Annotated in this window: 16 protein-coding genes; 13 read left to right on the forward strand and 3 right to left on the reverse strand. The window is 74.5% G+C overall.

Features of this window, described 5'->3' with window-relative positions; translation table 11 throughout:
• The first annotated feature begins 184 nt into the window (after nt 1-184).
• The 6 genes from OG780_RS02635 (at nt 185) to OG780_RS02660 (ending at nt 7,704) form a co-directional block, all read left to right on the forward strand.
• Complete coding sequence (locus tag OG780_RS02635; RefSeq protein WP_328444215.1) at nt 185-1,804, forward strand: hypothetical protein; 1,620 nt, start codon at nt 185-187, stop codon at nt 1,802-1,804.
• A 247-nt stretch (nt 1,805-2,051) separates the two neighbouring features.
• Nucleotides 2,052-3,059 carry a WxL protein peptidoglycan domain-containing protein gene (locus OG780_RS02640; RefSeq protein ID WP_328444217.1) on the forward strand — a complete coding sequence of 336 codons (1,008 nt, stop codon included), beginning with the start codon at nt 2,052-2,054 and terminating at the stop codon, nt 3,057-3,059.
• Complete coding sequence (locus tag OG780_RS02645; RefSeq protein WP_328444219.1) at nt 3,056-4,177, forward strand: hypothetical protein; 1,122 nt, start codon at nt 3,056-3,058, stop codon at nt 4,175-4,177. Before OG780_RS02640 ends, OG780_RS02645 begins: the two co-directional genes overlap by 4 nt.
• A 4-nt stretch (nt 4,178-4,181) precedes the next feature.
• Nucleotides 4,182-6,332 (forward strand): hypothetical protein, encoded by a 2,151-nt coding sequence (locus OG780_RS02650; RefSeq protein ID WP_328444221.1) that lies wholly within the window; start codon nt 4,182-4,184, stop codon nt 6,330-6,332.
• A complete protein-coding gene (locus OG780_RS02655) occupies nt 6,329-7,015 on the forward strand; it encodes a neocarzinostatin apoprotein domain-containing protein (RefSeq protein ID WP_328444223.1) in 687 nt (228 codons plus the stop codon). The genes OG780_RS02650 and OG780_RS02655 overlap by 4 nt, the downstream gene beginning before the upstream one ends.
• Nucleotides 7,012-7,704, forward strand: coding sequence for a neocarzinostatin apoprotein domain-containing protein (locus tag OG780_RS02660; protein ID WP_328444225.1), 693 nt, complete (start codon nt 7,012-7,014; stop codon nt 7,702-7,704). Before OG780_RS02655 ends, OG780_RS02660 begins: the two co-directional genes overlap by 4 nt.
• A gap of 50 nt (nt 7,705-7,754) precedes the next feature.
• Here the strand turns inward: OG780_RS02660 and OG780_RS02665 are convergent, their stop codons facing one another.
• Both OG780_RS02665 and OG780_RS02670 read right to left on the reverse strand, forming a co-directional pair.
• A complete protein-coding gene (locus tag OG780_RS02665) occupies nt 7,755-8,399 on the reverse strand; it encodes an isochorismatase family protein (RefSeq protein WP_328444226.1) in 645 nt (214 codons plus the stop codon).
• Between the two features lies 1 nt (nt 8,400).
• Nucleotides 8,401-8,523, reverse strand: coding sequence for a CoA transferase (locus tag OG780_RS02670; protein ID WP_328444228.1), 123 nt, complete (start codon nt 8,521-8,523; stop codon nt 8,401-8,403).
• Between the two features lie 63 nt (nt 8,524-8,586).
• Here OG780_RS02670 and OG780_RS02675 point away from each other — a divergent pair, with 63 nt between their 5' ends.
• Nucleotides 8,587-8,769, forward strand: a complete 183-nt coding sequence (locus tag OG780_RS02675) for a hypothetical protein (protein WP_328444230.1) — start codon at nt 8,587-8,589, stop codon at nt 8,767-8,769.
• A gap of 16 nt (nt 8,770-8,785) precedes the next feature.
• A complete protein-coding gene (locus OG780_RS02680; protein ID WP_328444232.1) occupies nt 8,786-9,481 on the forward strand; it encodes a hypothetical protein in 696 nt (231 codons plus the stop codon).
• Between the two features lie 12 nt (nt 9,482-9,493).
• On the opposite strand, the gene OG780_RS02685 is transcribed toward OG780_RS02680, so the two are convergent.
• Complete coding sequence (locus OG780_RS02685; protein WP_328444234.1) at nt 9,494-10,279, reverse strand: IclR family transcriptional regulator; 786 nt, start codon at nt 10,277-10,279, stop codon at nt 9,494-9,496.
• A 263-nt stretch (nt 10,280-10,542) separates the two neighbouring features.
• Here OG780_RS02685 and OG780_RS02690 point away from each other — a divergent pair, with 263 nt between their 5' ends.
• The 5 genes from OG780_RS02690 to OG780_RS02710 all read left to right on the forward strand — a co-directional run bounded on the left by OG780_RS02690 (nt 10,543) and on the right by OG780_RS02710 (nt 17,533).
• Nucleotides 10,543-11,907, forward strand: coding sequence for a flavin reductase (locus tag OG780_RS02690; RefSeq protein WP_328444236.1), 1,365 nt, complete (start codon nt 10,543-10,545; stop codon nt 11,905-11,907).
• 41 nt (nt 11,908-11,948) lie between these two features.
• Nucleotides 11,949-13,232, forward strand: coding sequence for an acyl-CoA dehydrogenase family protein (locus OG780_RS02695; protein WP_328444238.1), 1,284 nt, complete (start codon nt 11,949-11,951; stop codon nt 13,230-13,232).
• Nucleotides 13,229-14,773: an aldehyde dehydrogenase family protein gene (locus tag OG780_RS02700; protein WP_328444240.1), complete on the forward strand. Its 1,545-nt coding sequence runs from the start codon at nt 13,229-13,231 to the stop codon at nt 14,771-14,773. Before OG780_RS02695 ends, OG780_RS02700 begins: the two co-directional genes overlap by 4 nt.
• Nucleotides 14,770-15,972: an FAD-dependent oxidoreductase gene (locus OG780_RS02705; RefSeq protein WP_328444242.1), complete on the forward strand. Its 1,203-nt coding sequence runs from the start codon at nt 14,770-14,772 to the stop codon at nt 15,970-15,972. The genes OG780_RS02700 and OG780_RS02705 overlap by 4 nt, the downstream gene beginning before the upstream one ends.
• A 76-nt stretch (nt 15,973-16,048) precedes the next feature.
• Nucleotides 16,049-17,533 (forward strand): aldehyde dehydrogenase family protein, encoded by a 1,485-nt coding sequence (locus tag OG780_RS02710; RefSeq protein ID WP_328444244.1) that lies wholly within the window; start codon nt 16,049-16,051, stop codon nt 17,531-17,533.
• Nucleotides 17,534-17,560 lie beyond the last annotated feature (27 nt).

Here is a 17,560-nt window from a genome sequence, read left to right on the forward strand (position 1 = left end):
TAGGAAACGAGCGGCCGACTGTCGGACACCTCGCCGAACCCGGCGTCCCCGGCCCGGCGACGGCCCGCTCGGCGAGCGCCCCGCCGGAACGGATGTCCGCCCCCACGGGACGTCCGGTCCGACGGCGGTGCTGCCCGAAACCCCCGACGCGCCCGCGCGCACCCGCTCCACGAAAGGAGCGCCCATGAAACACCCGCACCCCGGCCTCGCCCCGGGACGAGGCGGGGCCGCCCTCGCCGCACTCGTCGTCGCGGCGGCCGGTTCCCTCGTCCTCGGCGGGTCGTCCCCCGCGTCCGCCGGCAGCGCCTCCGTGTCGTACGACTGCGTCTTCAGCACGTCGCACTCGCAGTTCACCACGACGGCGACGCTCACGGCTCCCGCCACCGCGACCGCAGGACAGAGCGTCGACGTCACCCTCGGCCTGGACGACGCGGGTCCCGCGAACGGACCCGTACCGCTGCCCGCGAACAGTGTCGCCGCCTCGGCCCAGGTCCTCGTCTCCGGACAGGACCCCATCACCCTCAGCGCACCCGCCTCCCATCCGGCCATCCCCGCCAAGGGGACGATCCCGATCCCCGATCTGAGCGGCAAGCTCACCGTCGCCCAGCCCGGGAGCGTCAACCTGACGCCCGGTCAGATCACGCTGGACATCCCGAGTTACGGCCTGTCGCTGGCCTGTACGTTGCAGGGCGACGCCCCGGTGCTGCACACCATGACCGTCACCGCCGGCGGGGGATCCGGCACGCTGTCGGTCTCGAAGATCTCCGGCCGGCCTGCGGCCGACACGACGGGCGCCCGCCCGGGTGACACCGTGACCCTCGGCGGCAGCGGCTGGACACCGTCGGCGGCCGTCGACACCGTGGAGCTGTGCTCGCTCACCGGAACGAGCTGCTCCGGCGCGGACCTGACCCCCGATCTCACCGTGGACAGCGCCGGAAAACTCACCGGAACAGTGCTGGTCAAGGCGTCCGCGGCACCGGGACCGCACACCCTCAAGATCACCCAGGGCGGCACCACCGCCACCCTGGTCCTGGGCGTCCTCGGCACCAGGACCCTCCAGCTCAGCCCCTCCGGAGGCGGACCGGGCACGGCCACCACCGTCACCGGCGCGAGCTTCGACCCCGGCGACGAGGTCACCGTCACGCCCGTCGACGACTCCGGCACACCCACCACGGACCCCGCGGTGACGGCTCCGGTCGACGCCCGCGGATCCTTCACGGCCACGGTCACACCCGCCACGGGCACCGTCAAGATCGTCGCGGCCGAGAAGGACGGCACCGCCGAGGACTCCGCCGAGGCGGCCTGGGCGGCCGCGGCGAACGGCGGGTCGAGCGAGCAGAACCTCAAGATCGTGGTCGCGGGCGGGGCACTGACGATGGCACAGGAGCCCGGCGACGTGACCTTCGAACCGGTCACCGTCGACGGCACCGAGCACACGTCGGGCGGCACCCTGCGCTCGGTCCAGGTCAAGGACTTCCGGGGCGGGACCCAGGGCTGGTCGCTGGTCGGCACGGTCAGCGACTTCCGCACCGCGTCGGGCGCGGTCATTCCGGGCGGGCGGCTGTCGTGGACACCGACGTGCGGGGTGCACGCGGGAGCGGCGGCCGCCTCGACAGTGACGGCCGGCTCACCGGGGCCGCTCGGCACGACCACCGCCGCCCCGCTCTGCACCCAGTCGGCGAGCACCGATCCGGCATCCGTGACCGGCGGTCACTTCGACGCGGGCGCGGGACTCTCCCTCGACGTGCCGGCCATCGCCCAGAGCGGTGCCTACGAAGCCGTGCTCCGCCTGACGCTCTCCTGACTGTTCATCAAAGTCACCACTGGACCTGCCGGTTGGGCGAGGTGCGTGATCGGCCGCACGCCTCGTACCTCACCGGCCGTCGGGCCACGGATCTCGTACCTCCCGGCCATCGACCACGGACCTCGCCCCTCACGGCCGGCCGGACACGCACCTCGAACCATCCGCCATGGCACGCCCCCGGCCCCGCACTTCGACCCGACCATCGCCGACCCGCCGCCCACCCGCCGCCGGAGCAGGAGCACACCCCATGCCCGTCCGAAGCCACGGCCCGTTCCGGCCGATCCGCCCGACGGTGTCGTGCGCCCTGCTCGCTCTCCTTCTGACGCTGCTCGTGAGTCCCGCGCCCGCCTCGGCCGCGGGGAGCGGGCCGAACGCCTGGTCCGTGCGGCCCGCGGGCGCGGCCACCGACGGAGTGCGGCGCGGCGCCTTCTCACTGGACGCCACGCCGGGCTCGAAGATCAAGGACGCGGTGCTCGTCAGCAACCTCTCCAAGGTCCCGATCTCCTTCCAGGTGTACGGGACCGACGCGTACAACACGCCGCGCGACGGGGCGCTCGCCTACCGGGAGGCGGGGCAGGCCCAACAGGGGATCGGACGTTGGGTGACGCTCGCCACCAACGCCCTGGTGATCCCCGCGGGCCGCAGCGCGGAGATCCCCTTCACCCTGACCGTTCCCGCGGACGCGACGCCCGGCGCCCATGTCGGGGGCATCGTCGCCCTCGACAACGCGGTGGAACAGGCCGGCCGGGACAACGGCGTCGACCTCGGCATCCAGCGGGCCATCGCCGTGCGGATGCAGCTCACCGTGGCCGGCCCGCTCACTCCCGGAGTGACGGTGCGCGACGTACGGCTGACGCACCGGCCCTCCGGAGTGCCGTTCCGCTCCGGATCCGCGACCGTCCGCTACACGGTCGTCAACACCGGCAACACCGTCATCCAGCCGACCGCCCGCCCCCGCGCCACCGGGCTCTTCGGCCGCACCCTCAAGACCTTCCGCACCGCCCGGCTGCCGGTCCTGCTGCCCGGCCAGAGCACGGTCATGACCGCTGCCTGGGACGGAGCACCCCCGCTGGACTTCGTCCACGCCTCCGTACGCGTGAGCGCGCAGGGCGTGCCCGAGGCATCCGCCGAATCCGGTTCCGTCCTGCTGTCCTGGACCACCGTCGCCGTACTTCTCGCCTTGTCGGCACTGCTGGCCCTGGCCCTCTCACAGGTGCGCCGGCGGCGCCGTGCCCGCCTGGAGGAGCTGCCATGAACCTCGGGGTCCCCACGGCGGCGCTCGCGGCGGTGTTCCTGGCCGGTCCCGCTCCGCCCGCCGCATCGGCCCGGGCGGACGCCTCGCAGCCCTCGATCGGCGTCGACTCCACACGGTTGAACCCGGGGCGGCCCGTCACGGTCACCGGCGCCGACTGGCCCTCGGGTGCCACGGTGCAGGCGGAGGTGTGCGGCGCCCGCGCGCTGCGGGGCAGCGCCGACTGCGACACGCTGCGCGCCGCCGTGGCCCTGGTGGCGGCCGACGGGACCTTCCGGGTGACGCTCATCGCGGGTGCGCCGCCCTCCCGTTGTCCCTGTGTGATCCGCGTGACGGCCCAGCCCGGCGCGAGCAGTGCCCAGTTGGACGTCGAACTCGCCGGGCAGCGGGAGGCGCCCCTGCCCTCGCTCGCCCCGGCGCCGCGTGTCGACGTGGTCCGTACGCGTCTGTCCGGCTCGCCGGGACTGGCGGAGCTGTTCGGCGCCTCGCCGCACCGCACGCTCACGGTCACGGTCCGCAATCCCGGGACGACCGCCCTCGGCCGGGCCCCGCTGATCGTCGCCTGGGGTACGGGCGGTACGGCGGACATCCCCGTCTCGGCCCCACTGACCAAGGACCTTCCGGCGGGCGCCACCCGCACCTACCGCGTCCGCGTCACCCTGCCGGCCGCCGCCTTCGGCAGGTACTCCGTGGGCGGCGCGTACGGGCCCGCGAAGTTCTCCTCGGCCACCGACGTCTATCCCTGGGGACTGATCACGACCGCGGTTCTCTCGGCTCTGCTCCTGGTCCACGCGATCGGTGTCGCGGCCCGGCGCCGCTTCCGGGAGCGTCCGGGGCGCGCCGGAGTCCCGGACGCGACCGTGACCGCACCCGTGCCCCCGGCCGACGTCGAACTCGCCGGCCTGCGTACGTTCCTGGCCCGCGCGGGAAACGAGGGCGACCGGACGATCGCCCTGCACACGCTGCTGCGTCACGTCTCGGGACAGCCGGAGCTGACCGACCGCCAGGGTCTGGACGACCTCGTACGGCTGCTCGCTCCGCCGCTGCCGACACGTTCTGGCGACACCGGGCGGGCGGAGTCCGACGAACCGTGCGACGCCCGTTCGCGAGAGGTGAGGTGAGGACATGACGCCGTCGCGTGAGCGATGGGCCGACGACGTACGGACCGGTGCCGCGGCCGGGCTGCTCCCCGGCGCCCTGGTGCTCGACGCACCGTTGCTCGGTGCGGTCGTGGGCATGCCCGGCGCGGCGGTGCGCTACGTGCTGCTCACCGCCGCGCTCCTGTACGGCCTCGGCGCGGGAGTCACCCGTGGGCTTCGCCGACGACGGCCCGTCACCCCGCGTACGGCGGCACGGTGCGCGCTGCTCGCCTGCCTGCTCGTCGCGGTGGCGGGGCTGTGGCCCTCGGTCCCGGTGTACTGCGGGACCGTACTCGCGGGCGCTCTCGTCGGCGCGCCGGGGCTGTGCCTCTTCCGCGCCACGCCCGCCTGGTGTGTGGGCGGGCTCGCCGGGCTGGGCGCGGCGGGCGGCCTCACCGGGTGGGCGGCGGAGCACGCCGGCATGACGCTCACCGTGTGCGGGGTGGCGGGGGCGGTCCTGCTGACACCGCTCGCGGTGAGGCACGCGGGCCTCCGACTGGACAACGCGCCGAGCGGGCTGGGTAGTTCGCCCGCCACGACAGACAGTCCGGCAGCGCGGACGACGGCTCCTTACCGAGCGGCCGTGGGCACGATCGGTGACGGACCGTCCGCGCCGGGGGCCGGTGTCGGGCGCTCCGCACCGGGCCCAGGTGTGGTGCCCTTCGCACAGGACGCCGGTGACGGGCCGTCCGCACCCGGCACCAGTGCCGAACCGCCCACGCGGGTCGCCGGTGCCAGGTCGCCGATGTCAGGCGCCGACAACGAACCTCCCGCGCAAGGCGCCCGTGCCACGGCACGTGTGCCTGCGGTGCGTTCGGAGCGGGGTGCCGAAGAGACGCGTACCGGATCCGCCGCGCGCAGCGCCACGGTGGACGTCGCGGTTCTCTCGGCAGCCGCCGCGGCCGCCTTCTTCGCGGCGCAGGACCTGCTGGTGTTCCGGCGGCTGGAACTCGGCGGCGCGCCTGCCACTCTGACGGGAACCGCGGCACTGGCCGCGGCGATCGTGCCCGCAGCCCTCCTGCGGCGCACCGGCGGCGGGGCACGCGGACCGGTTGCCGACGACGCGGTAGGCGGACCGGCGTTCCTCCCCCGGGACCCGTCCCTGCCCTTGCTGTTGCTCGCCGTGGCTGCGGCGACGGCGGCGTTGGCGGCGGCGGCCGACACGAGGCAGCTCGTGGCCGCCCTGGCGCTGGCGCTGGGCAGCGCGGCCGCGGGCGTGTCGACGCTGCGGGCCTCCTTCCGTGGCACCGCCCTGCCCGCGCTGCTCGGAGGTCTGGCGGGGATCGGCGCTCTGGCACTGACCGGGCGTCTCCTCGACGCCGGGGACGCACTCGTCCTGGCCTCGGCCCTGCCCCTGAGCCGCGCCGCGCTGCTCCTGCGCGCAGACCGGGCCGCACGCCGCGTCGCGGTCCCCGGGGCGGCGCCGCCCGCGCTGGAGGTGCGGCGCCTGACGATGCGTCACAAGAACCGGCCCCGAGTGACCCGGCTGCGGCTGTCCGTCGCCCCTGGGGAACTGGTCGTCCTGCACGACGGGCTGCCGGGCCGCAGGGCGGGATCGGCCCTGCGCGCGATCGCCGGCATCCCGCGCCCGTCCTTTGGCCGCCGCACGATCCTCGGCCACGATGTGACGCGCACCGACGCGGCGACACGCTGGCGGCTGGGGCTCTGCGCGCTGCTGGACCCGCAGGACGGCGCCGTGCCCGGCGCTCTGCCGCAACTCGCCTCGCCCACCAGTGTGTCCGGCGCGCTGCGGACCACCGTGGCGCCTCTGGAGGCGGAAAGGGCCGACGAGTTGTGCCGGGCCGCGCGCGCCGCGTTCCCGTTTCTGGCGGCCCGCGGCGACGACCCGCCCGCCGCCCTCGAACCGGTCGAGCGCTGCGTGCTCGGCCTCGCCCTGACCCTGATCGCCCGGCCGCGGCTCCTGCTGCTGGACCTCACCGGTCCCGGCACGCGGCATCTCGCGGCCGACCCGGACGTGGCCGACCTGCTGCGCCGCATCACCGGCCAGGGAACCGCCGTCCTGGTCGCCGTAAGGGAACCGTCACCCGTCCTCGGAGGCCGCGCGGTCGGCTTCCCGACCGGCCGCCGGGCACCACGCCCCCCGCTGGTCCCCCGTACGAGAAAGGCATCGGCATGAGGTGGTGGTCCTCCCCCGGCCGGGCTGGCCGGGCCCCGGCAACGGCGGTCCGTGTCCTGGCCGCCTGCGTCCTGGCGTTCTCCGCCACCGGAGCGGCCTCGGCCGCCGACCCGCCGGGCGCCACGGCCAGGCTGTCGGCCGCCGTCGATCTCACCGAGGGCCAGAAGATCACCGTCACCGGGGAGGGCTTCCGTGGCGGACTCACCTCGGTGGCGGTCGGACTGTGCAAGAAGGGATACACCGGCAACACGGACTGCGACCTGGCGGGCGGGGCCGTACTGGTGAACATCGGCGGCTCCGGCAGGCTCCCCCGGATCACCCTCACCGCGCACGCCCGCTTCGCGGGTATCGACTGCCGCACCGTCCCGTGCGTGGTGGGGATCTCCCCGCTGCCGACCAGCACTCCGGCCGCGCTGCGGCCCGCCAACACCGTCGACATCCCGGTCGGCTTCCGGGGCGGAACTCCCCGGGGTGAGTCCTCGGGCGTGGGACGTGCCGTCACCGCGACGACGCCCGGCGGCACCGTCGCGTCGTCGGGCTCCCGCTGGCGCGGGCCCTCGACCCTCCTGTGGGGTGCTTCGACGGCGCTCGCCGCGCTGTGCGCGGGAGCGGCCCTGTTCAGCCTCCGCCGCGTCCGGCACGACGGCGGAACCCCTCTTCCCGACACCGGAGGTACCTCTTGAACCGCGTCCTCTCCCGCACCGGCACCGGGGCCGCGGCCCTGGCCGCGGTGGCGGCGGTCTGTTCGGCGGCGACACCCGCCTCGGCCGCCGGGACCCTGACCGTGAGCAGGACCACCGGGCTCGCGCCCGGTGACACCGTCACGGTCTCCGCCAAGGGCCTGAGCCCGAGTCAGGCGTTCGTCCCGCTCGGCATGTGCAAGCCGGACCCGACGGGTCCGACCGACTGCGACACGGCGACCGCGCTGGTCGGCAAGACCGACGGTTCCGGTGTCTGGCACCTGTCGTCCGGCAACGCGACCTCAGCGGCCCTGAAGATCTCCGCGAAGGCGGGCGGCGCGGACTGCACGTCGAAGGCGGGCGCCTGCGTGGTCGCGGTGTTCATCTCCGCGACCGACGAACTCGTCCAGGTGCCGCTGACCGTGAGCGCCACCGGGTCCGGTTCGCCCTCGCCCGGTACGTCGGCCAGTCCTTCGGCGTCCGGCACCACGGGCACCTCCGGCGGCGGCACCTCAGGGGCCTCGTCAGGGGACTCCGGATCCGGCTCGACGTCGGGATCGGGGTCCGAAAGCCTTCCGCAGACGGGTTCCGTGGACGGTGTCGCGGTGGGTCTGCTGGCCGGCGGGACGCTGCTCATGGGCGGCGCGGCGTTTCTGATCCTGGTGCGGCGCAAGGGTGACGAAGTGGCGTGACCGAACGCACGTGTTCCGGTCCGAGGCAGCCGGGCGCCTTCGGGCCGGGTTCACGCGCTCGCGTACCGGGCGAGGGCGGCGCAGGCGTCGTCGAGCGCGATCACGTCCGCGTACTTGGAGTCCAGGTCGAAGAGGTTGGCCTCGTGCGGCCCGGGATCCCGGTCGGCCACGGCTTCCCGGACCACCAGCGGCCGGAATCCGTACTGGAGGCCGTCCAGCGCGCTGGCCCGGACACAGCCGCTGGTCGAGAAGCCGCCCAAGACCAGGGTGTCCACGCCCCAGGAACGAAGGGTCCCGTCCAGGCCGGTGCCGAAGAACGCGCTCGGGTAGTGCTTGAACACGACGGAGTCGCTCGTGCCGGGCGGGCAGGCCGTGGTGAATCCGGCGTGTGGGGCGCCGGCCCGGAAGGCGGCGAGTCCGGGGACCTTGCGGGCGAAGTGCGGTACGTCGTCGGCGGGTTCACCGGTGTAGCGCACGGCCGTGAAGACCACCGGCAGCCCTGCGGCGCGGGCGGTGTCCGCCAGCCGGCGCATGGCCGCGAGGGCGTCGGCCGCGGCGTCCAGGAAGAGCGCGGCACCGGGGTCCGCGTACGCCCGTACGGGGTCCACGAGAACCACTGCGGGCCGCTCGCCCCAGCCGACGCGGCGGCCGAACCCGGCCGCGCGGTAGTCCTCGTGGAGAGGGTCCGACGCCATCTCAGATCACCCCCTGGGCCAGGCGCGGATCGATCGCGGCGAGCCGGTCGTGGCCGAGGTCCCGGCGTTCGAGGGTTGCGGGCCTGAAGTTCTCCACCTGGATGTCGGACAGGGGTCCAGTCATGGCCTCAGTGTAAAATTGGGAAACATTGTTTCGCTAGTGGAATCGACACGGCAGAATGCCGGCATGGAGACCTCACCGGGGGCCATACCCCCGCAGGCCGTGGAGACGACCGGACCGGCACCGTGGGACGGGCTGGAGAACGAGACCGCGACGCCCCGGCCGGGGACACCCGTCGGAAGCGCCGCGCCCGCCTCCCCAGGACATGCCTGGGACCCGTCCGCCGGGCCGCGGCCCGGCACCGCGTGACGGGGGCCGGGACGCCATGGGAGCGCATCCGCACGGCTGGTGGATCCTGCTCCACCTGGTGCTGTTCGTCTTCTGGCTGGGCGGCGACCTGGGGGTCTACGTCTCCAGCCGCTTCGTCCTGCGGGCGGACCTGCCGTTCGCCGCCCGGTCGACCGCACTGCAGATCATGGGCGTGCTCGATCTCGGCCCGAAGATCTGTCTGGTCCTCTTCCTCCCGAGCGGCATCACGCTGATGGCCCTGGACCCGCACGGCGCCCCCGGCCTGCTCAACGGCTGGACGGCGGCGGCCGCGTGGGCCGCGGCCGGCTGCTGGCTCGGGCTCACGGTGGCGGACCATCACCACCCCGGCCGCAGGCCCTGGGTCCGGCGCACGGACTGGACCGTGCGGATCGCCCTGACCGGGGCGCTGCTGGCCACCGGCGTGTACACGCTCCTGGCGCCCGAACCGTTCGGCGTGGACACCCATCCGAAGTGGCTGGGCGCCAAGGTGGTGCTGTACGCGCTGGCCATCGCCTGCGGCCTCGGCATCCGGCTCAGGCTGCGGCCCTTCGGCCCGGCCTTCACCACGCTGGCCGAGGACGGCTCCACACCCGCGACCGAGCAGGCGCTGCGCGCGGCGGTCAACGGGTGCGTCCCCTACGTGGCGGGCATCTGGTCCTGCGTCCTGGCCGCCGCCGCGCTGGGCGTGCTGAAGCCCGGGGCCCGGCTGTGAACCGGTTCCGGGTCAGCTCACGCCGGGCCGGTAGCCGAACTCCGCGGACAGCCGTTCCACGGCGGCCAGCAGCAGCGGGGCGCACTCGGCCATGCGCGGCTTGAAGCGGGTCTGGGGTCCGGCGACGCTCACCACCGCGATCACATGGCCGTCGTGTCCGAGTACCGGAGCCGCGACCGACGCGGATCCGGCCTCACGCTCGCCGACGGAGGTGGCATAGCCGCGGCGCCGCACCGCCGCGAGTTCCTTGCGCAGCTTGTCGGGGTCGGTGATGGTGCGCTCGGTGAGCTGGTCGAGGGCGTGCCGTTCCAGGTAGCCGTCGACCTCCACGTCGGGCAGGAAGGCGAGCATCGCCTTGGAGGAGCTGCCCGCGTGCAGCGGGAGGGGGATGCCCAGCGCGACCTCCATGCGCAACTCCCGGTCGGGGACGACCTGGTCGACGTAGAGGCGGGTGTCACCGCGGCGGATCGACAGGGTGGCGGTCTCCTCGCACTGCCCGGCCAGCCGGCGCAGTTCGGGCGCGGCGAGGATACGGAGGTCCGTACGGGCCAGATAGGCGCGGCCGAGCGAGATGGCCGCGGGCCCGAGCGCATACCGCCGGGTGACGGGGTCGGCGATGATCAGGTCGCGGTTGCGCAGGGCGGTCAGAATGCGGTGCACGGCGGCCTTGGTGATGCCGAGCTCCTGGGCGATCTCGGTGATGCCCAGGTCGGGGCGTCCGCCGCGGCCGAAGAGCAGGAGCACGTCCATGGCGCGCTCGACTGCGGCGATCGACCTGCTGGTGTTCTCCTCGGTCACAGCGTCCTCGGTACTTTTCGGGTGCGTGGAACCACCCCCAGGGAAGCCCCCGGGGGATGCCGGACAGCATAGGCGCGGATTTCCCTCTGGGAAACACCGTTCAGTGGGTGCCCCGGGCGGCCACGGTCCAACGGCGCCCGGCGAACGGCGTTCAGCGGGCACCCGGCCGTCATTGACACCCCTTCGGACCCGTCGTTACGCTCTTCGTTACGACGTTCCACTGAGGGAAACTCTCTGGAGACTCGACGAGAACGGGGGTGGCGATGACAACCGCCGTGGACGGGAGCACCTTTCGGCAAGTACTGGCCCGCTGGCCGAGCGGTGTCGGGATAGTCACCACAGCCGGCGCGGCCGGCCGCCACGGCATGACGGCGAGTTCCTTCAGCAGCGTCAGCCTGGATCCGCCCCTGGTGCTGGTCTGCGTCGACCGGCGGCTGCGCTCCCATGAACTGCTGGACCGCAACGGCGTGTTCGCCGTCAACGTGCTCGGCCGCGACCACATCGGCCTCGGCCGCCGGTTCGCCGGAATGGAACCCGAGGTGACCGACCGTTTCGCGGAGGGGGACTGGCTGCCAGGCGCCACCGGCAGCCCGGTCCTGACCGACGCCGCCGCCTGGGTCGACTGCCGCGTGCGCAACGGCTACCCGGGCGGCGACCACACCATCTTCGTGGGCGACGTGGTGGCCGCGTGCGTTCCGCGCATCACCTCGCCGCTGCTGTTCCACTCCCGGGCCTGGGGCCAGCTCGCCGACCCGCTGCCCCAGAGCGTAGGCATCACGGACACCGGCCTGGCCCGCACCCTGCACGAGCAGGGCGCGCCACCCCGGCGGGGCGCCCGGCTGGTGGCGACGGTCCGCGCGGCGGGCATCCCTGTCGTCGTCCCCCACGGCGCGCTGCGCACACCCCGGCCGGCGCCCCGCGGGTCCGACGCGGCCGGCACCGAACCCCGTACGCCCGCGGGCGAGCCCGGCGCGCCGGCGTACGCCACCGCCCTCACCACGCCGGGCCCGCCCGCGGTGCACGTGCGCAGCGCGGCCCAGGCCGCCGAGGCCGTCGAAGCCGGCTGCCCCCGGGTGGAGGTGACCGTCCCCGCCGACGGGACGGGCACAGCCGCGCGGGCCGTGCTCCGGGCCGTCGCGGGATCGGCGACCACGGTCGTCGCCCGGGTCCGCGACGCCATGGCCCCCGGCATCGCCCGGACCGTCCTGCACACGGTCGCGGCGCTCAAGGCCGCGGGCTGCGCGGAGATCTCGCTCGTCGAGGCCCGCCCCGGTCCGGGGGCCACTGGCGCGCCCGGCGCGCTGGACGGATCGCCGCTCCATCTGCGCGCCCTGCTCCAGGACGTGGTGCCCGAGGCCGACGGACTGCCGGTCCGGCTCGCGCTGCGCGACCATCACGGGCTGGGCCTGGTCAACGCCCTGACCGCCATGAAGAGCGGGGTCCGCCACTTCGAGGCCGGACTCGGCGGCTCCGGCGGCCTGCTGCCCACCGAGCGCCTGGTCCTGCTGTGCTCCCGCATGGGGGTGGCCACCCCGGTGGGCCCCGAAGTCCCGCGCTCCTGGGTGAACGAGCTGGAGCGGATGCGCTACGGCCGCCCCCTGCCCGCGCGCGTCGCCCCCGACCAGTGAACCTCCCCACCCCACGCGCCCCATCCGAGGAGCCGCCCCCGATGACCGGACCACGCCTGACCGGAGAACTTCTCGTCGACGCCATGACGCCGGACGAACACGCCCGAGCACAACGCGTCGAGAAGGTACTGCCGGCGCTGCGCGCCAGTGCCGCCGAAGCGGACGCGAAGGCCGAGTTCCCGGCCGGGCATGTCGCGCTCCTGCGGGACGCGGGACTGCTGGGGCTCGTCGTACCGCAGAAGTACGGGGGTCTCGGAGGCACTCTGCGCGACCTCGCCGCGGCCACCTTCGCCATGGGCACCGCCTGCCCCTCCACCGCGCTCGCCTACTTCTTCCACAACACCAGCGCCTCCCGGGGGCTGCTGCCCCTGGAGGCCATCCGCGCGGGGCTCTTCCACGAGGACGAGACCGCGGAGGTCACCGCTTTCGCCGAGCGCGTGCTGACCACGATGGCCGCCGGTACGTGGCTCGGGAACTTCGCCAGCGAGTCGGTCAAGAGCTCGACGGCGAACATCGCCATCACCACCACGGCCGAACAGGCCCCCGGAGGCTGGCTGTTGACGGGCGAGAAGTCCTTCGGCTGCGCGACCGGCGTCGCCGACACGTATCTGGTCACGGCACGGCTGGCGGACACCGAGGGACCGGACGGTCTGGCCCTGTTCCTGGTGCCGAGGTCCGCGCCGGGGGTCGGTTCGCGCGAGCCCTGGAACGGGCTCGGCATGCGCGGCAGCGCCAATCACGGCATTCGGCTGAGCAACGCGTTCGTCCCGAGCGCGGAGGCACTGACCGTGCCGGGCGCCTTCACCCGCATGCTCCGGGTCAGCCGGGGCAGCTTCGTCGGCAATCAACTCGCCATCGCCGCCGTGTACACGGGCGCCGCGCAGGCGGTGTACGACCACACGCTGGAGCGTCTCACCCGCGCGACCTTCGCCGACACGGGCCGCCCCATCGCCTCCAGCCCCATGCACCAGGTGCTCATCGGCGACATGACCCAACGGCTGGAGACCGCGTATCTGTGGCTCCGGCGGCAGTTGGAGCTGGAGACCTCCGAGCCGCCGCTGCGCGGCAAGTCCGAGGTCTTCACGCAGTGGCGGCTGGGCAAGGGCTCGGTGACCGAGGCCTGCTTCGACGTGGCCGTCGCGGCCCTCAAGGCCTGCGGCACGTCCGGCGCCACCATGGACGGCACGATCGGCCGCACGGTCCGCGACCTCGCGATGGGTCTGGTGATGACCTTCCCCGCGGAACGGGGCCGGCTGGAGGCCGCGAAGATGGCGACCGACTCCCTGGAGAACGCGCTCTTCGCCAACCTGGAGGCAGGCCGGTGAACACACCCGCAACGGCAGGCGCCACGGAGAACACGGGGGACGTGGACCTGGAGGAGACCGCGGACCTCGTGGACGGCCACTGGGCGGCCTGCCGCGACCGGCTCGGGCCGCTGCTGGAGAATCCCGCCACCGGCGCGACGGTACGTCCCGCCCTGGGCAGTTCGGCCGCGCGCGCCGAACAGGCCCTGGCGGCGGCCGACTCCCTGCACTCCGCCGGCACCTGGGCGTCGCTCGCCGACACCGTACGCGCCGACGCCCTGGAGTCGGCGGCGGCCGCCGTCGAGGAACGCGTGGAAACCATCGTGCGGGCCGAGTCCTTCGCCACCGGCGTTCCGCTGGCCCAGACCTCCGGCCTGGGTGTCATCGTCGGCGGCGCGTTCCGGCTCGCCGCGGCCCGGCTGCGTGCCGGTGTGCTGCGCTCCGAGGTGCTGCGGCCGGACCGGCGCGCCGTCGAGGTGCGCCGGGAACCACTGGGACCCGCCCTGTGCGTCGTGCCGTACAACGCGCCCGCGCCGATGGCCGCGCACAAGGCGGCGAGCGCGCTGGCGGCGGGCTGTCCCGTCATCGTCAAGGCGCCGGAACTGGCGCCCTACGGAACCCAGTTGCTCGTCCGCGCCGCCGCCGAGGGGCTGGCGGCCGCGGGGGCTCCCCCGGGCGTCCTCCAACTCCTGCACGGCGACGGGCGCATCGGCGCCCGGCTGGTGGCCGACGCCCGCGTGCGCGTGGTGTCGTTCACGGGCGGCACGGCGGCGGGCAGGGCGGTCGGCGCCGTCTGCGGCCAGGGGCTGAAGCCCGTCCAGCTCGAACTCGGCGGGAACAACCCGCTCGTCGTGATGCCGGACGCGAACCCGGCGGTGGCGGCCCGGCTGGCCACCGAACTCCTGACGACACTCAACGGCCAGTGGTGCCGCGCCCTGGGCCGGCTGATCGTGCCCTCCGCGATGCTGTCCGCACTGCTGACAGAGATCGGCGCCGCTCTGGCCGACGTGAAGGCCGGCGCGCCGTTCGACGCCGCCACCGGGTACGGGCCCCTCGCCCATTCGAGCCATCACCGGCGCGTCACGGCGGCAGTCGACACGCTCGTCGCGGCGGGCGGTACACCGCACACCTTCACCGAGATCCCCGGGACGGGCAGCTTCCTCGCGCCGGTCCTGCTGACCGGCGTCCCCGAACAGGCCGCCCGCGAGGAGGTGTTCGGCCCGGTGGCCACCGTCCATGCCTACGACGGCGAGGACGAGGCGGTCGCCCTGGCCAACAGCACCGGGTACGGCCTGGAGGGCTATGTGGCCGGGACGGACGAGGAAGCCGCCCTCGCCGTGGCACGCCGGATCAGGGCGGGCGAGGTGAAGGTCAACGGCTCGTCGTTGATGAGCCTGCACCTGGACACCCCGCGCCCCGCCTGGGGGCTGTCGGGTCTGGTCGACGAGGGCACCGACGAGACACTGCTGCACTTCACGGGCAGCCGGGTCACGGGCGTCGAGGCGGCCTTCGCGCTGCACACCGGACAGGGCCCCGGCCCCGCCACGGAGAGATCCCGGTGACGGGCACGCCGGCCGAGGGGCGCGTCCTGGTCGCCGGGGCGGGCCCCGTGGGGCTGACGGCCGCGCTGGTGCTCGCCCGGCGCGGGGTGCCCGTCACCGTGCTGGAGGCGGGTCCCGGGCTCTCCTCGGAGTCGAGGGCCTCGACCTTCCACCCGCCGACCCTGGAGATGCTGGAGGACCTCGGCGTGCTCGGCCCGGTGCTCGAACAGGGCCTGATCGTAAGGACCTTCCAGTACCGCGACCGGCGCACAGGTCCCGTCGCGGAGCTCGACCTGGCCGTGCTCGCCCCGGACACCCGACACCCCTACCGAGTGCAGCTGGAACAGGGCAAGCTCACTCCCCTGCTCCTGCGCGCGCTGTCCCGACTGCCGGGAAGCGAGGTGCGTTTCGGCGCCAGGGTGACCGCCGTCCGCCAGGATCCACACGGGGTGGACGCCGTCCTGAGCGACGGGACGACGACGCGCGGATCCCACCTGGTCGCCGCCGACGGCGCCCATTCGGCGGTACGTCGTTCGCTGGGGGTCGGGTTCCACGGCATGACCTATCCGGAACGCTTCCTCGTCGCGTCCGTCGAGGCCGACCTGACGGCCGAACTCCCCGGGCTCGCCCCCATCGCCTACGTCATGGACCCCGACGAATGGCTGGTCCTGCTGCGCACCCCCGACCACTGGCGCATCCTGCTGCCGACCCCCGGCGACACCACGGACGCGGCCGAACTCGCCCGGCTGCCGGGCCGGTTGAGCGCCCTGCGCGCGGCCTCCGCAGGCCGGACCGGTCCGCCGTGGCGGGTCGTCCAAGCCGGCCTCTACCGTGTGCACCAGCGCGTCGCCGACACCTTCCGGCTGGGCCGGATCCTGCTGTGCGGGGACGCGGCCCACGTCAACAACCCGCTCGGCGGCATGGGCATGAACAGCGGAATCCACGACGCGGTGCTGATGGGCGCCGCGCTCCATGCCGTCGCAGACGGTCGGTCCGGCGCGGACGAGGCGCTGGACCGCATCGCGGCGGCCCGGCGGGACTGCGCGCTGACGTACGTCGGAGCCCAGACGCACCGCAACTGGGAACGGCTCAGAGTCCGCGACCCGGCGCTGCGCTCCGCACTCGCGGACGAACTGCGGGCCACGGCGGCCGATCCGGCCCGTGCCCGGCAGGCGCTGCTGCGCAGTTCGATGATCGCGTCGCTGCGGATGTCCGTGTGACACCACGGCAGTGAGGCGGCCGACGGCCCCGGCACCGCCGAACGAACGCTCACCGACGACCGGGGCGAGGAGGGCCATGCCCGTCGACGACCTGATCAGCATTCACAACCCTGCCAGGAGCGCCGAGATCGTCGGCCACGTGGCGCCCGCGACACCCCGCGGGGTGGACCGTGCCGTGGCCGCCGCCGGACGGGCCGCCCCGGACTGGGCGCGGACGGCCGTGTCCGACCGAGCGGCCGCGCTGTTCTCCGCCGCGGCGAGCCTGGAGGCGGCGGCGACGACGCAGGCGCCGCTGCTCGCACGGGAGTCGGGCAAACCGCTGGCCGACTGCCACGGGGAGATCCTCTTCTCCGCCGCGGTGCTGCGCTGGTACGCCGACGCGGCCCCCGGTCTGCTCGCGGACCGCCACATCGATGACGTACAGGGAAGATTGACAGTTCGTCAGCGGCCGTACGGGCCGGTCGCCGCCCTCACTCCCTGGAACGCGCCGGTGGTGCTGACCGCGCTGAAACTCGCCCCCGCGCTGGTCGCGGGCAACGCCCTGCTGGTCAAGCCCTCCCCGCTCGCCCCGCTGGCCGTCGGCGCCCTCCTGACGCGCCTGGCGGACCATTTCCCGGCCGGGCTGCTGCACGTACTGCACGGGCACGCTCCAGTGGCCACCCACCTGGCCGGGCATCCCGGCGTCTACAAGGTGGCCTTCACGGGCGGCGCGACAGCCGCCCGCGCCGTCGGGGCGGCCGCCGCCGCGGCGCTCACCCCGACGGTGATGGAACTCGGCGGGAACGACGCGGCCGTCCTCCTCGACGACGCCCCGCTGGACGACTCCGCCATGGACCGCCTGGTGCTCGCGGCGATGGCCACGGCCGGTCAGGTGTGCATGGCGGTCAAACGGATCTACGTGCCGCGGGCCCGGCACGAGCGCTTCGTGGAGGCCTTCACGGCCGCCGCCGCGCGCGTCGTACGGCTCGGTGATCCCCTCGTCCCCGGGGTGAGTGTGGGGCCCGTGATCTCGGCGGAGTCGGCGACGCGACTGCGCGCCCTCACCGACGACGGCCTGCGGCGCGGCGGCCGGGCGGTCCCGCTCGGCGAGCTGTGCCCGTCGGCCGACGCGTCGGCCGGGCACTTCGTGCGGCCCACGGCGCTGCTCGGTCTGGACGACCGGGCCCCGGTGGTGCGGGAGGAACAGTTCGGCCCGGTGGTACCGGTGCTCGCCTACGACGCCGAGGACGAGGTGATCGCACGGGCGGGCGCGGGTGAACTCGGCCTGGGCGCCTCGGTCTGGAGCTCGGACGAGGAGCGGGCCTTCAGTGTCGCGGGCCGTCTCGACGCGGGCTTCTGCTTCGTCAACACCCACAACCGGACGGGCATGTCCCTGCGCGCGCCGTTCGGCGGGGTCAAGCGCAGCGGCCACGGACGCGAGTACGGCGCGGAGGGCCTGCTGGAGTACGTACAGCCGTGTGTGACGCACGCGCCCGCCGCGTTCCGCGGGGGTGGTGCCGGGATGGCGCCCGGGGCCTACCCGGTCCCCGCCGGCCCGGCCGGGCCCCCGTCGCCGCCGTGACCCTCCGCCCCGCCGCCCCACCAGGCC

Origin of the sequence: Streptomyces sp. NBC_00386 (assembly GCF_036063235.1) — a bacterium.
Classification (GTDB): Bacteria; Actinomycetota; Actinomycetes; order Streptomycetales; family Streptomycetaceae; genus Streptomyces.

Excerpts from the sequence above, each read along its gene's own strand:
- OG780_RS02635 (WP_328444215.1), top strand. The coding sequence starts at position 185 with ATGAAACACCCGCACCCCGGCCTCGCCCCGGGACGAGGCGGGGCCGCC.
- OG780_RS02640 (WP_328444217.1), top strand. The coding sequence starts at position 2,052 with ATGCCCGTCCGAAGCCACGGCCCGTTCCGGCCGATCCGCCCGACGGTG.
- OG780_RS02645 (WP_328444219.1), top strand. The coding sequence starts at position 3,056 with ATGAACCTCGGGGTCCCCACGGCGGCGCTCGCGGCGGTGTTCCTGGCC.
- OG780_RS02650 (WP_328444221.1), top strand. The coding sequence starts at position 4,182 with ATGACGCCGTCGCGTGAGCGATGGGCCGACGACGTACGGACCGGTGCC.
- OG780_RS02655 (WP_328444223.1), top strand. The coding sequence starts at position 6,329 with ATGAGGTGGTGGTCCTCCCCCGGCCGGGCTGGCCGGGCCCCGGCAACG.
- OG780_RS02665 (WP_328444226.1), bottom strand. The coding sequence starts at position 8,399 with ATGGCGTCGGACCCTCTCCACGAGGACTACCGCGCGGCCGGGTTCGGC.
- OG780_RS02670 (WP_328444228.1), bottom strand. The coding sequence starts at position 8,523 with ATGACTGGACCCCTGTCCGACATCCAGGTGGAGAACTTCAGGCCCGCA.
- OG780_RS02675 (WP_328444230.1), top strand. The coding sequence starts at position 8,587 with ATGGAGACCTCACCGGGGGCCATACCCCCGCAGGCCGTGGAGACGACC.
- OG780_RS02680 (WP_328444232.1), top strand. The coding sequence starts at position 8,786 with ATGGGAGCGCATCCGCACGGCTGGTGGATCCTGCTCCACCTGGTGCTG.
- OG780_RS02690 (WP_328444236.1), top strand. The coding sequence starts at position 10,543 with ATGACAACCGCCGTGGACGGGAGCACCTTTCGGCAAGTACTGGCCCGC.
- OG780_RS02695 (WP_328444238.1), top strand. The coding sequence starts at position 11,949 with ATGACCGGACCACGCCTGACCGGAGAACTTCTCGTCGACGCCATGACG.
- OG780_RS02710 (WP_328444244.1), top strand. The coding sequence starts at position 16,049 with ATGCCCGTCGACGACCTGATCAGCATTCACAACCCTGCCAGGAGCGCC.